Genomic DNA, 11,770 nt, shown 5'->3' on the forward strand with positions numbered 1-11,770 from the left:
GGGCGGGACGGCGAGAGGCCGCCCCGCCCCGGTCGTTCCCGGTCGTCCCCGGATCGACCGCGCGGGGACCGCCGCGCGGTCCTCCGGCGCGCTCCAGGTTCACCCTCCGCGCCAGGGTGTCGCCTTCGTATCCGCCCGCCGATCTCGGCATCGTCGGTCCGAGCCCGAGGAACGGGCCGGAATCCGGCGAGCGGTGCACCGCGGCCCCAGGGGAAGGAGAGCGATGACCAGTGCCAGCGACGAGGCGGGCGCCGCGCGAGCGGTGAACCCACCCGGAGGACGGCACCGGCCGCTCTCCGTCGCCCTGTCCGGCGGCTTCCGGCTGGTCCTCGACGGCGGTGCCGTCGAACTCCCCTTCGGAGCGCAGCGGTTGGTGGCCCTGCTCGCGCTGCGCGGCCGGATGGGCAGAAGCGCGCCCGCCGGCACGCTCTGGCCGGAGACCGAGGAGCAGCGCGCGCTCGCCCGGCTGCGGACGGCCCTCTGGCGGGTCAAGCAGACCGTCCCCGAACTGATCGTCTGCGCCGGCAGCCGGATCGACCTCGCCCCGGGGGTCGAGGTCGACGTCCGGGCGCAGATCGACCGCTCGATGAGCGTCCTGCACGGCACGGCCGTCGAACCCGGCTCCTGGACGAGCGTCGTCCCCGACGGGGACCTGCTGCCCGACTGGGAGGACGACTGGCTCACCGACGACCGGGAACGCCTGCGCCAGCTGCGGCTCCACGTCCTGGAAGACCTTGCCGAACAGTTCTGCGCCAAGGGGCGCTTCGGCCTGGCCGTCGACGCCGCCCTCACGGCCCTGCTGGCGCCCTACGTCTCGCCGCCCCAGCCCCGACCGCAGTCGGCACCGGCCGCCGCCACGCCCCGCGCCGCGTCCCAGACCCTCCCGGGTCGCCCCCCGACCCCGTTCCACCCCCCGTCACCCTCCCCGCACCGGCCCCCCGTTCCGGTCCACGGCGCCGGACGGCTGGTGTGAGCCCCGGACCGGAGAGCCCCTGGCCCCCGGACGACGGCCGCGGTGCCGGGGCGGCCCGCCCGCCCCGGTCCGCCGCCCCGGTCAGGCGGAGCCGCGCGGGGCCGCGGGACGACCTTCCGGTGGGGCGGGGCCCCGGCCGTTGTTCCTGAGGTTGGCGAACGGCAGAGCCCCTCCGTGGACTTCCTTGAACTCGTCGATCAGGTCCTGTTCGGCCTCGCCCGCGTCCTCCTCGGTCACCGACCGCCAGGCGACGAGCAGCGCGTCCGAGTCGGCCAGCTGCCAGACGTAGCGACCACCCCAGTGCCCGGCCGGCAGGCCGCTGCCGTGGCGCCGGTAGTCGGAGAGCCGCCGCCTCAGCCCGTTCCGGCCCGCGGCCTTGCCGACGTACACGACCGTCGCCCCGTCCACCCAGGCGTCCTTGAGCGTGTCGGCCGTGACGGACGGGTCGCGCCCCTTGAGGTGTCCGGCGGGGCTCGTGGGGAGGAACGACGGGGGAGAGGCGGCCGTGCGGAGCACCACGTAGACGCCGTGCCCGGCCGGGACGTCGCTGTCGGGCAGTTCGCCGAACGGCACGAAGCCGCGGAAGCCGCGTTCGGCCAGGATCCTCCGCGTCAGCGCGGGTGTCGGGGGCGTGCCGGGCGACGGGAAGGGGGGACGCCGGACGGTCATTCAGACCCCCCAAGGCGCACGGGCGGCATCAGGTCGCTCTCGCTGACGGTGTACGTCAGGGAGGGGTAGCCGAAGTCGGTCTCGTCGTTCTCGCGGCGCCGCAGCCGGTAGAACTCGCGCCGCTGCTCGTCGTCGGCCGGGACGAGGCGCGCGCCCTGGGGGAGGTAGGCGCGGCCGTCGCGATACCGGACGAGCGTCTTGGACGTCCGGAACGTGACCCCCAGCCATGCGTTGTCCTCGGGCCGGCTGGGCGCGTCCAGCACGATCCTGTGCCGGAACCGCCGGTTCGCGTCGACGGAGAACGCGACGACGCTGTTGTGGGTGAGGGGGAGCTCGAACTCCTCCCCGTCGGACCCCTTCGATTCGAAGACCAGCTTCCTCGGCGGGACGGCTTCGGGGTGCCGGTAGCAGGAGAAGACCGCGATGAACGACTCGTCGGCCAGATCGAGGGCCTGGTCGGAATGGCTCCCCATCTTCCTGTAGGCGTCCGTGTAGCTCTCGATGAGCGCGTTGTCGAAGCCGACCGGAAGCGCCGCGCACTCCTGGACCCGCCGCGCCAGCCGCTCGTGCACGTCCCGGAAGCACTGCGCCGGTCTGCCGTACCGCGTGGTCGTCCGGACGAGCGGCACGCCACCCGACGCGTCGACCCTGGTGAGCGTGGCACCTCGCCGGCCCTTTCCGAGGTCCTCGAGACGAGCCGAGGCGGACAGCTCCGCGAAGAGGTCCTCCCCGGCCGGCAGGGCGCGCAGCACGATCTCGTCCGGGATCCTAGGCCTGGGGAGCAACGTAGTCTCCCGCGTTCATGCTGAACAGAAGATCGCGGCCGTAGTCGACGAAGGACGACGTCCTGTTCTCCTCGGCGTACAGGCGGCGCAACTCGTCCAGGCCGGCCGGGGTGGGCGGCTCCAGCCGCACCAGGTCCTCGTCCGCCTTGAGGAACGTCTGCCCGTCCTTGTGCACGGCTTCGGCGTCCGAACAGCGCACCACGTAGCCCAGCCGGGTCGGGAGCGACTCGGCGTCCAACGCCGAGGGCCGGATCTCGTGGGTGTAGAGGCGGTTGGTGGACAACGGCATGAAGAACACCGAGCCCGGATAGAGGGTGAGCGTGAACTGCGCGGGAAGCGGGCCGCCCCCGTCGGGCCGATCGGCCGGTTCCTTGAGACGGAAGCGGAGTCGGGTCAGGCCGCTGGAACCCTTCACGCCCAGGTCGAAGGGGTCCTCTGCCAGGGGTCGCAGCCCGTCGAGCCCCTCGTAGAACGTGCAGAAGGCCATGATGCCGTTGACGGGCATGTCCTTGGTCTTGTCCGCGTGGGACGAGATCCTGGCCTTGGACTGCTTGCGCTCCGCCGTGGCACGGGTGTTGTGGTAGATCTGGGCGAGGACGTGATTGAGCGGTGCCTGGTCCCGGAAGACGGTGGCGGCCTCGCGGTTCAGGGCCTCGACGACGAGCCGGTCGGTCGGCCGGAACCCCTCGGTCGGACCGGACAGGTTCGTGGAGCACCGGAGCAGCCGGAAATGCAGTTCGTCGCCGCTCCGCGTGACGGGCGTCAGATAGATTCCGCTGCGATGCGCCGTGCCGGGCTTGGTGGACTCCGTGAGGGACTGGAACACGTGCTCCGCGCGGATCCGCCCGAAGTGATCGGCGTCGAGTCCGAAGAACCTCCGGTAGTACACGCCGAGGCCGTGCACGCGGAGGGGGACCCGGCCGCGATCGACGACGGTCCACGACCGGTCGGCGACCTCGCCCCCGGCTTCCCCGCCGGAGCCGTGTGCCGGCTCCCGGACCACGAACACCCTTGCGGCCGGACGCAGTTGCCGGGCACTGACACGGGAGACGTCCCCCCACAGGTAGACGGTCTTCCGCGCGAGGTCGGGCGAACCGGAAGCAAGCTGCTCCGGGGTGACCACGGCCCCGAAGAAGTCCCGGACCACGTCGTCGTCATGCAGGGAAGAAGGCGCGACCAGGACGTTGCCCCCCTCCTGGATGCGGGCTTCCGCCGGCTCCGTCTCGTACATCGAACAGCACCTGCCCTTCGCAGATCTCGGTGGATCGATCGAACCGCGGACACCCGACGGTCCGCACCCCTTTATCCGGTACGCCGGAAGGCGAAGGCGCCGGAGCGGATTCGTTCGGCGAACCGCGCGGGGCGCGGACGCCCGTCGCCGGTCCGGTACAGACCCTAGGACGCACGCGCCGGGCGGTGGCCCCGGCCCCCGCCGCCCCGGCGTGCCGGACGCCACGTCGCCGTGGGCCTCCCCACCGTCGGTAGGCTGATCGCCTGTCGGCAGAGAGCGATGAGGCTGTGATGAGTGAACTGACGAAACCCGAGGTCGAGGTCCCGGAGGGCGACGCTCCCACCGAGCTGACCATTCGGGACCTGGTCGTCGGCGACGGGGCGGAAGCGAAGCCGGGCATGGTCGTCAGGGTTCACTACGTCGGGGTGACGTTCGAGTCCGGGAAGGAGTTCGACGCCTCCTGGGACCGGGGCCAGCCGTTCAAGTTCGCCCTGGGCGGTGGCAGGGTCATCAAGGGCTGGGACCGGGGGGTGCGGGGCATGCGGGTCGGCGGTCGGCGCGAGATCGTCGTTCCGCCGCGCCTCGGATACGGCAAGCAGTCGCCCTCGCCGTTGATCCCGGCGGGTTCGACGCTCGTCTTCGTGGTGGACCTGCTCTCGGTCTGAGCCGTGCCGGCCGGCGTTCCGCGGGTGGGGGACGCGGCCCCGCCGTCGTCCGTGTCCGCACGAGCGCCATCATGCTGTGCGGCGACGACGCGAGGGACGGTGGACGGCGGGAGTACGGGTGACGGTCTGCCTGCCGCCCGAGGCCGCGGACGACATCGAAGGCGCGTTCGCGGAGGCGCTCGCGCCTTTCCGCTCGGACACCGGCGAGAACCCCGGTGAGAACCCCGTCGACCGCGGCATGGGGGACGCGCGCCGCATCGACGGCGGCGGCGACGGCACGGGTTTCGCGGTCGCTCCCGGATACGAGAACGATCCGAGGCTCATCCACGACGACCCCCTCCACGACGGCTCGCCGCGCCCCAGCGTCCCGGGCGTCTGCGCCGGAGCATCGCGCGCCCTGCTCGACTTCTCGCAGCCGCGCCTCGCCTCCGAGCGGGCGGTCGCCGCGTCCTGGGACCTGTGGCAGGACCTGTCCGCCGTACACCCTCCCGCCGTACCCCTCGCGGCCTTCGTGGACCGCCGGCGGAACGATCCGGACGCGTTCCCCGGTGACCGGTGACCGGTGGGGGGCGAGATGCTCTCCGCCTACCGGGCACAGCCGCTGATCCGGGCGTACCTCGCGGGCCTTCCCGGCGACACCATCCTCGTCCGGCTCCGCTGCCACGCCTGAGAAGCCCCGTCCCGTCGTGTCCGGATCGGGCGGAACGCTCGGAGGGGGCCGTCGAAGGCCGTGCGCGAAGGGTGTTTCCTTCGGGCGGGTGCCTCGTTGTCCCGCATGGCAGGGCGCTCCCGCGTCCTGCGCGCCTGTCTGCGAGGAGTGGTGATGGACGGTCAGGACTTTCTGACGGCGAAGATCGAGCGGGGTTTCGACCAGCTCGACGTGAACGGCAACGGTGTGCTGACCGAGGACGACCACGTGGAGATGGGCCGCCGCGTGGCGTCCTCCCTCGGCCACGCCGAGGAGTCCGTCGAGGCGGAACGCATCATCGCCGCCTACACGGCGATCTGGCGGGAGGTGCACCTGCCGTTCGTCCCGGACGGTGACGAGGGGATCCCGAGGGATCGCTTCGTCGCCTCGACGCGGACGCTGGCCCGCGATCCCGAGGCCGCCAGGGCCACCCTCGGCAGGATCGCCGACACCTACCTGCGGATCGCGGACATCGACCAGGACGGCCGCGTCAGCCCCGCGGAGTTCCTCGCCTTCCAGCGCGGGCACTTCCCCGAGCTCACCGAGGAGAGCGCGGCCGAGGCGTTCGGACACCTCGACACCGACGGGGACGGCATGCTGTCACCCGCCGAGTTCACCGACGCGGTGATCGAGTTCTGGACCGGCACGGACCCGGACGCCACCGGCAACTGGTGGATGGGGCGCCCCGCCGTCCACCCGGCCTGACCTGCTCGGACGAGACCCTCCCGGTCGTCCCGCGCGCCTCCCGGCGGAGCGCGGGCGCCGGTTCGGGTCGCGGAACGGCGCTTGACCGACGAGCGCGCGGGGACATACTTTCGTGCGCACCGACGCGTGAGTGGGGAAAGGGGGCGAGGCCGGATGTCGATCTACTCCGACCTGAACCGCCTCGCCCACCGGACCGCCTGGGTCCCGGGTCGTGTAGCGCACGGCTGCTGAGCCGGCCGTCCTTCCGGTGTGCCTCCCCCTCGCGGCGGCCCCGGCTTCTCCCGCTTCGTCCCCACCGACCCCCGCGGCGCGCCGTCGTGTGCGTACCGACGCGCGCCCCGGGTCGGTTCTCCGACCGCGCACCGCAACAGAAGGCCCGACATGGCGACGACCAGTCCGATCAGTACGACCGTGCACCGAATCGAGGAAAAGTCATGGTAGAGGCGCGGATCACCGTGAACGGGCAGGATGCGCCGATCGCTCCGGCCGCCGCCCACACCACGGTCCTGGACTTCCTCCGCGAGCGGGGCCTCACCGGTACGAAGGAGGGCTGCGCCGAGGGCGAGTGCGGTGCCTGTTCGGTGCTGGTGGCCCGGCCCGGCGTGCACAAGCCCACCGACTGGGTCGCGGTCAACGCCTGCCTGCTCCCGGCGGCGGCGCTCGACGGCCAGGAGATCGTCACCGCCGAAGGCCTCGCCACCCCCGGCGAGCCCGGCACGCCGCCCACCCTGCACCCGGTGCAGGAGGAGATGGCGGTCCGCGGCGGCTCCCAGTGCGGCTACTGCACCCCGGGGTTCGTCTGCAGCATGGCTTCGGAGTACTACCGGCCCGACCGCCGCGCGCACGAGGCGTCGCACGGGGAGACGCACGGAGGAACGGACGGGGAGTCGCACCGGGAGCCGCGCGGGAAGCCGGCCGCGGACGCCGCCCGCGGCCACGACGCCGAGCACGGACCCAACGGCTTCGACCTGCACGCGCTGAGCGGCAACCTCTGTCGCTGCACCGGCTACCGGCCGATCCGCGACGCCGCCTTCGCCGTCGGCGAGCCCGCGGAGGGCGACCCGTTCGCGCGGCGGCGCGACCAGGCCCCGCCGGAGCCGGTCGCCACCGACTACACCCGGGACGGCCGTACGTTCCTGCGGCCCGGCACCCTCGCCGAGGCGCTTCGGCTGCTGCGGGAGCAACCGGACGCGGTCCCGGTGTCCGGCAGCACCGACTACGGCGTCGAGGTGAACCTCCGCTCCCGCAGGGAGAGTTGCGTGGTCGCGATCGACCGCCTGCCCGAACTACGCGAGCTGCGCGTCGAGTCCGACCACGTCGAGATCGGCGCGGCCGTCACGCTGACCGAGATCGAGCGCCGCCTGGACGGCGAAGTCCCGCTGCTGGCCGAGCTGTTCCCGCAGTTCGCCTCCCGGCTCATCCGGAACAGCGCCACCCTCGGCGGCAACCTCGGCACCGGCTCCCCGATCGGCGACAGCCCGCCGGTCCTGCTCGCGCTGGAGGCGTCGCTGGTGCTCGCCGACGCCGACGGCGAGCGCGTCGTCCCGCTGGCCGAGTACTTCACCGGCTACCGCCAGAGCGTGCGTCGCCCCGGCGAGCTGATCCGCGCGGTGCGCGTCCCGCTGCCGCCGGCACCCGTCACGGCCTTCCACAAGATCGCCAAGCGCCGCTTCGACGACATCTCCAGCGTCGCGGTCGCCTTCGCGCTCGACATCGAGGACGGCGTCGTCCGCAAGGCCCGCATCGGCCTGGGCGGCGTCGCCGCCACCCCGATCCGCGCCCTCGCCACCGAGGCGGCCCTGGAGGGCGCGCCCTGGACTCCGGAGACCGTCGAGGCCGCCGCGCGCGTCCTGCGCGGCCAGGGCACACCGCTGGACGACCACCGCGCCAGCGCCCTCTACCGGTCCGCGATGCTCGGCCAGAGCCTGTCGAAGCTGTACGCCCAGACCACCGAGGCGGTATCGCGATGAGTCATCTGTCCGAGCGTCCCGAGAAGCCCGTGGTCGGTGTCTCGATGCCGCACGAGAGCGCCGGCCTGCACGTCACCGGCGCCGCGCTGTACACCGACGACCTGGTGCACCGCACCAAGGACGTCCTGCACGCCCACCCCGTCCAGGTCATGAAGGCCCACGGCCGGATCACCGCGCTGCGCACCGGACCCGCGCTCGCCGTGCCCGGTGTGGTCCGGGTGCTGACCGGTGCCGACGTGCCCGGCGTCAACGACGCCGGCATGAAGCACGACGAGCCGCTCTTCCCCGACGAGGTCATGTTCCACGGCCACGCGGTGGCCTGGGTGCTCGGCGAGACCCTGGAGGCGGCCCGGCTCGGCGCCGCCGCCGTCGAGGTCGAGCTCGACGAGCAGCCCGCCCTGGTCACGCTGAAGGAGGCGATCGAGGCCGAGAGCTACCACGGCGCCCGGCCCCTGATGGAGACCGGCGACATCGCCGCCGGCTTCGCCGACTCCACGCACGTGTTCAGCGGCGAGTTGCAGTTCTCCGGCCAGGAGCACTTCTACCTCGAGACCCACGCGGCGCTGGCCCTGATCGACGAGAACGGGCAGGTGTTCATCCAGAGCAGCACCCAGCACCCCTCGGAGACCCAGGAGATCGTCTCGCACGTGCTCGGCGTACCCGCCCACGAGATCACGGTGCAGTGCCTGCGCATGGGCGGCGGCTTCGGCGGCAAGGAGATGCAGCCGCACGGCTTCGCGGCCGTCGCCGCGCTCGGCGCCAAACTGACCGGCCGGCCCGTCCGCTTCCGGCTCAACCGGACCCAGGACCTCACCATGTCCGGCAAGCGGCACGGGTTCCACGCCACGTGGAGGATCGGCTTCGACGCCGAAGGCCGTATCCAGGCCCTCGACGCCACCCTGGTGGCGGACGGCGGCTGGAGCCTGGACCTGTCCGAGCCGGTGCTCGCCCGCGCGCTGTGCCACATCGACAACACCTACTGGATCCCCCACGCGCGCGTCGCGGGTCGCGTCGCCAGGACCCACACGGTCTCGAACACCGCCTTCCGCGGCTTCGGCGGCCCGCAGGGCATGCTGGTGATCGAGGACATCCTGGGCCGCTGCGCACCCCTGCTCGGCCTGGACCCGACGGAACTGCGGGAGCGCAACTTCTACCGGCCGGGTCAGGGACAGACGACGCCGTACGGCCAAGTCGTCACGCAGGCCGAGCGGATCGCCGACGTCTGGCGGCAGGTCCAGGACGACGCCGGCACGGCAGACCGCCGACGCGAGATCGAGGCCTTCAACGCCGCGCACCCGCACACCAAGCGGGCGCTCGCGATCACCGGCATCAAGTTCGGCATCTCGTTCAACCTCACCGCCTTCAACCAGGGCGGCGCGCTGGTGCTGATCTACAAGGACGGCTCCGTCCTGATCAACCACGGCGGCACCGAGATGGGCCAGGGGCTGCACACCAAGATGATGCAGGTGGCCGCGACCACGCTGGGCATCCCGCTGCACAAGGTCCGGCTGGCCCCGACGCGCACCGACAAGGTGCCCAACACCTCGGCGACGGCGGCGAGCGCCGGCACGGACCTCAACGGCGGGGCGATCAAGAACGCCTGCGAGCAGCTGCGCGAGCGCCTGCTGCGGGTGGCCGCCACCCGGCTGGGGGGCAACGCCTCCGACGTCCGCATCGTCGAGGGCGTCGCGCGGGCCCTGGGCCGCGACGAGGAGCTGGCCTGGGACGACCTGGTGCGGACCGCGTACTTCCAGCGGGTCCAGCTGTCGGCGGCGGGCTACTACCGGACCGAGGGACTGCACTGGGACGCCCAGGCGTTCCGGGGTTCGCCGTTCAAGTACTTCGCCCACGGCGCCGCCGCGACCGAGGTGGAGGTGGACGGCTTCACCGGCGCGTACCGCATCCGGCGCGTGGACATCGTGCACGACGTCGGCGACAGCCTGTCCCCGCTGATCGACATCGGCCAGGTCGAGGGCGGCTTCGTACAGGGCGCCGGCTGGCTGACGCTGGAGGACCTGCGCTGGGACACCGGCGACGGCCCGAACCGCGGCCGGCTGCTGACCCAGGCCGCGAGCACCTACAAGCTGCCGAGCTTCTCGGAGATGCCCGAGGAGTTCCACGTCAGGCTGATGGAGAACGCCACCGAAGAGGGCGCCGTGTACGGCTCCAAGGCCGTCGGCGAACCTCCGCTCATGCTCGCCTTCTCGGTGCGCGAGGCGCTGCGGCAGGCCGCAGCGGCGTTCGGCCCGGCCGGAGTCAGCGTCGACCTCGGCTGCCCGGCGACACCGGAAGCGGTGTACTGGGCCGTCGAGGCGGCCCGTGGGGGCGGCGCGCCGGGCGGCGACTCCGACACGGAAACACCCGCCCTGAGCCATGCCTGACATGACCTGGGTCGCCGCGGTCGCGCGGTTGCGGGCACGCCGGGAGGCCGGCGTGCTGGTGACCGTCGCGACCGTGCGCGGCCACGCACCGCGCAAGGCCGGCGCCAAACTCGTCGTGGGACGCACCGGCACCTGGGGTTCGATCGGCGGGGGCAACGTCGAGGCCGTCGCGATCGACCGCGCCCTGGAACTGATCGGCACACCGGAGGCGGAGCCGGAGCTCATGGAGTTCGCCCTCAACGACAAGGTCACCGGCCGCCACGGGGTGCAGTGCTGCGGCGGGGCCGTCTCCGTGTTCCTGGAACCGCTGCCGGTGCTGCCCGCGGTGGCGGTCTTCGGCGTCGGGCACGTCGGCCTGGAGCTGGCCCGCGTCCTGGCCCGGCACGACCTGGACCTGCACCTGATCGACACCCGCCCCGACATGCTCACCGAGGAACGGCTCGCCGTCCTCGGCGACGCGATCGCCGCGGTCCACGTGCACCACACCCCGCTCCTGCCGGAGGAGGTGCTCGAAGAGCTCGCCCCCGGCACCCACGTGCTGATCATGACGCACGACCACGCCGAGGACGCCGCCCTCTGCGACGCCGCCCTGCGCATCCCCGGCCTCGGCTCGATCGGCCTGATCGGCTCGGCCGCGAAATGGAGCCGTTTCCGGCAGCGCCTGGCCGACGAGGGCGGCCACGACGCCGCCACCATCGAACGGATCAGGACTCCGATCGGACTCCCCGAGATCACCGGCAAGGAGCCCGCCACGATCGCGGTCAGCGTCGCCGCGGACCTCCTCCTGACCTTCCAGAAGGACGCCCACTGAGCCGACCGGGCCCACCGAGCGGGGGAAGGGGGGCGGGGCGCTCAGAGGCGGCCGTCGAGCAGCTCTCGCAGCGCGGAGCCCGACAGGGGGCCGGTGGCCTGTGCCACCGCCGTCCCCTCCTTCAGGAGGACGTAGGACGGGGCGCCGGTGACCCCGTACCTCGCGGTGGCGGCCGGGCAGCGCGTGATGTCGGTACGGACGGCGGTCAGGCGCCCCGCGTACTCGTCCGCGACGGCGCCCACGACGAGGTCCATCGCCCGGCACGGCTCGATCGCCTTGGGCCATGTCCCGATGAAGTACGCGAGGACGGGGACCTCGCTCATCCGGAGGACGAAATCGAACTCCGCGTCCTCGCGGGGCTGGTGCATCCTCTTCGCCATGCGGGCTCCTGACCTCGTGTTCCGTCCTTGCCGCCCCATCATCCCCCGTGCGCCGCTCCCGTCCGCCTGCTCGGTGGTGCCGAGGCGGAGCATGCCCGGCCGAACCGGCCCCGACACCGCCGCCGGCCCGGGGCGAGCACACGCGATCGCGGGTCACCGCCCGGCCTTCCGGCGGTGGGACGAGCGGCTGGCCCTTCCACGCGGGACCTCGGAGTGGACGCCGACGTGGTCACCATCGACGGCGGCGCCATCGCCGTCGGCCACCCCATCGGCATGTCCGGTGCCCGGCTCGTGCTCCACCTCGCCCACGCCCTTCGCCGCCGCGGCGGAGGCCAGGGCGACGCGGTGCTCCTCACCGCCCGTTCCCGAGAACGGACGCCCGCGTCCCGGTGGACCGTCCGCCCGGCGGTCGTCCACCGGGACGTCGCGGCGCCCGACGCGCGCCGCGCCCCCTCGCCGAGGGCGGGCGGGGCGGGGCGGCCCGAGTGATGCCGCGCACACACCGCCGGGTC

The 11,770-nt window shown here is 73.0% G+C and carries 11 protein-coding genes and 1 pseudogene; 8 read left to right on the plus strand and 4 right to left on the minus strand.

Features of this window, described 5'->3' with window-relative positions; translation table 11 throughout:
- Window positions 1–223: 223 nt before the first annotated feature.
- Window positions 224–973 (plus strand): SARP family transcriptional regulator, encoded by a 750-nt coding sequence (locus ACFQ8C_RS19995; protein ID WP_383459117.1) that lies wholly within the window; start codon window positions 224–226, stop codon window positions 971–973.
- A gap of 81 nt (window positions 974–1,054) precedes the next feature.
- Here the strand turns inward: ACFQ8C_RS19995 and ACFQ8C_RS20000 are convergent, their stop codons facing one another.
- The 3 genes from ACFQ8C_RS20000 to ACFQ8C_RS20010 are packed head-to-tail and all read right to left on the minus strand — an operon-like array spanning window position 1,055 to window position 3,658.
- The gene (locus ACFQ8C_RS20000) at window positions 1,055–1,642 is read right to left on the minus strand and encodes a hypothetical protein (RefSeq protein ID WP_383459119.1); all 588 of its coding nucleotides are present in this window, start codon (window positions 1,640–1,642) and stop codon (window positions 1,055–1,057) included.
- Complete coding sequence (locus tag ACFQ8C_RS20005) at window positions 1,639–2,427, minus strand: alpha-ketoglutarate-dependent dioxygenase AlkB (RefSeq protein WP_383459121.1); 789 nt, start codon at window positions 2,425–2,427, stop codon at window positions 1,639–1,641. Before ACFQ8C_RS20005 ends, ACFQ8C_RS20000 begins: the two co-directional genes overlap by 4 nt.
- Window positions 2,411–3,658, minus strand: a complete 1,248-nt coding sequence (locus tag ACFQ8C_RS20010; protein ID WP_383459123.1) for a hypothetical protein — start codon at window positions 3,656–3,658, stop codon at window positions 2,411–2,413. Before ACFQ8C_RS20010 ends, ACFQ8C_RS20005 begins: the two co-directional genes overlap by 17 nt.
- 290 nt (window positions 3,659–3,948) lie before the next feature.
- Here ACFQ8C_RS20010 and ACFQ8C_RS20015 point away from each other — a divergent pair, with 290 nt between their 5' ends.
- From ACFQ8C_RS20015 to xdhC, 6 genes are all read left to right on the plus strand, one after another.
- A complete protein-coding gene (locus tag ACFQ8C_RS20015) occupies window positions 3,949–4,323 on the plus strand; it encodes an FKBP-type peptidyl-prolyl cis-trans isomerase (protein ID WP_383459125.1) in 375 nt (124 codons plus the stop codon).
- A gap of 118 nt (window positions 4,324–4,441) precedes the next feature.
- On the plus strand, window positions 4,442–4,882 hold the full coding sequence (locus tag ACFQ8C_RS20020) for a hypothetical protein (protein WP_383459127.1): 441 nt from the start codon (window positions 4,442–4,444) through the stop codon (window positions 4,880–4,882).
- A gap of 264 nt (window positions 4,883–5,146) precedes the next feature.
- A complete protein-coding gene (locus ACFQ8C_RS20025) occupies window positions 5,147–5,716 on the plus strand; it encodes an EF-hand domain-containing protein (protein ID WP_383459129.1) in 570 nt (189 codons plus the stop codon).
- A 434-nt stretch (window positions 5,717–6,150) separates the two neighbouring features.
- On the plus strand, window positions 6,151–7,686 hold the full coding sequence (locus ACFQ8C_RS20030) for a xanthine dehydrogenase small subunit (protein ID WP_383459132.1): 1,536 nt from the start codon (window positions 6,151–6,153) through the stop codon (window positions 7,684–7,686).
- Window positions 7,683–10,067, plus strand: a complete 2,385-nt coding sequence (gene xdhB / locus ACFQ8C_RS20035; RefSeq protein ID WP_383459134.1) for a xanthine dehydrogenase molybdopterin binding subunit — start codon at window positions 7,683–7,685, stop codon at window positions 10,065–10,067. Before ACFQ8C_RS20030 ends, xdhB begins: the two co-directional genes overlap by 4 nt.
- A gap of 1 nt (window position 10,068) precedes the next feature.
- Entirely contained in the window at window positions 10,069–10,878 is an 810-nt protein-coding gene (gene xdhC / locus ACFQ8C_RS20040; RefSeq protein WP_383459137.1) for a xanthine dehydrogenase accessory protein XdhC, read from the plus strand.
- Window positions 10,879–10,919: 41 nt separating this feature from the next.
- On the opposite strand, the gene ACFQ8C_RS20045 is transcribed toward xdhC, so the two are convergent.
- The gene (locus tag ACFQ8C_RS20045; protein WP_383459140.1) at window positions 10,920–11,258 is read right to left on the minus strand and encodes a thioredoxin family protein; all 339 of its coding nucleotides are present in this window, start codon (window positions 11,256–11,258) and stop codon (window positions 10,920–10,922) included.
- Window positions 11,259–11,453: 195 nt separating this feature from the next.
- Between ACFQ8C_RS20045 and ACFQ8C_RS20050 the strand changes: the two are divergent.
- A pseudogene (locus ACFQ8C_RS20050) lies at window positions 11,454–11,609 on the plus strand (acetyl-CoA C-acyltransferase); the annotation flags it as partial.
- Between the last annotated feature and the right edge of the window lie 161 nt (window positions 11,610–11,770).

It is taken from the genome of Streptomyces sp. NPDC056503, from assembly GCF_042794995.1.
Classification (GTDB): domain Bacteria; phylum Actinomycetota; class Actinomycetes; order Streptomycetales; family Streptomycetaceae; genus Streptomyces.

Bases quoted from the DNA above. Each gene is read 5' to 3' on its own strand.
- ACFQ8C_RS19995 (WP_383459117.1), top strand. From the start codon at position 224: ATGACCAGTGCCAGCGACGAGGCGGGCGCCGCGCGAGCGGTGAACCCA.
- ACFQ8C_RS20000 (WP_383459119.1), bottom strand. From the start codon at position 1,642: ATGACCGTCCGGCGTCCCCCCTTCCCGTCGCCCGGCACGCCCCCGACA.
- ACFQ8C_RS20010 (WP_383459123.1), bottom strand. From the start codon at position 3,658: ATGTACGAGACGGAGCCGGCGGAAGCCCGCATCCAGGAGGGGGGCAAC.
- ACFQ8C_RS20015 (WP_383459125.1), top strand. From the start codon at position 3,949: ATGAGTGAACTGACGAAACCCGAGGTCGAGGTCCCGGAGGGCGACGCT.
- ACFQ8C_RS20025 (WP_383459129.1), top strand. From the start codon at position 5,147: ATGGACGGTCAGGACTTTCTGACGGCGAAGATCGAGCGGGGTTTCGAC.
- ACFQ8C_RS20030 (WP_383459132.1), top strand. From the start codon at position 6,151: ATGGTAGAGGCGCGGATCACCGTGAACGGGCAGGATGCGCCGATCGCT.
- xdhB (WP_383459134.1), top strand. From the start codon at position 7,683: ATGAGTCATCTGTCCGAGCGTCCCGAGAAGCCCGTGGTCGGTGTCTCG.
- xdhC (WP_383459137.1), top strand. From the start codon at position 10,069: ATGACCTGGGTCGCCGCGGTCGCGCGGTTGCGGGCACGCCGGGAGGCC.
- ACFQ8C_RS20045 (WP_383459140.1), bottom strand. From the start codon at position 11,258: ATGGCGAAGAGGATGCACCAGCCCCGCGAGGACGCGGAGTTCGATTTC.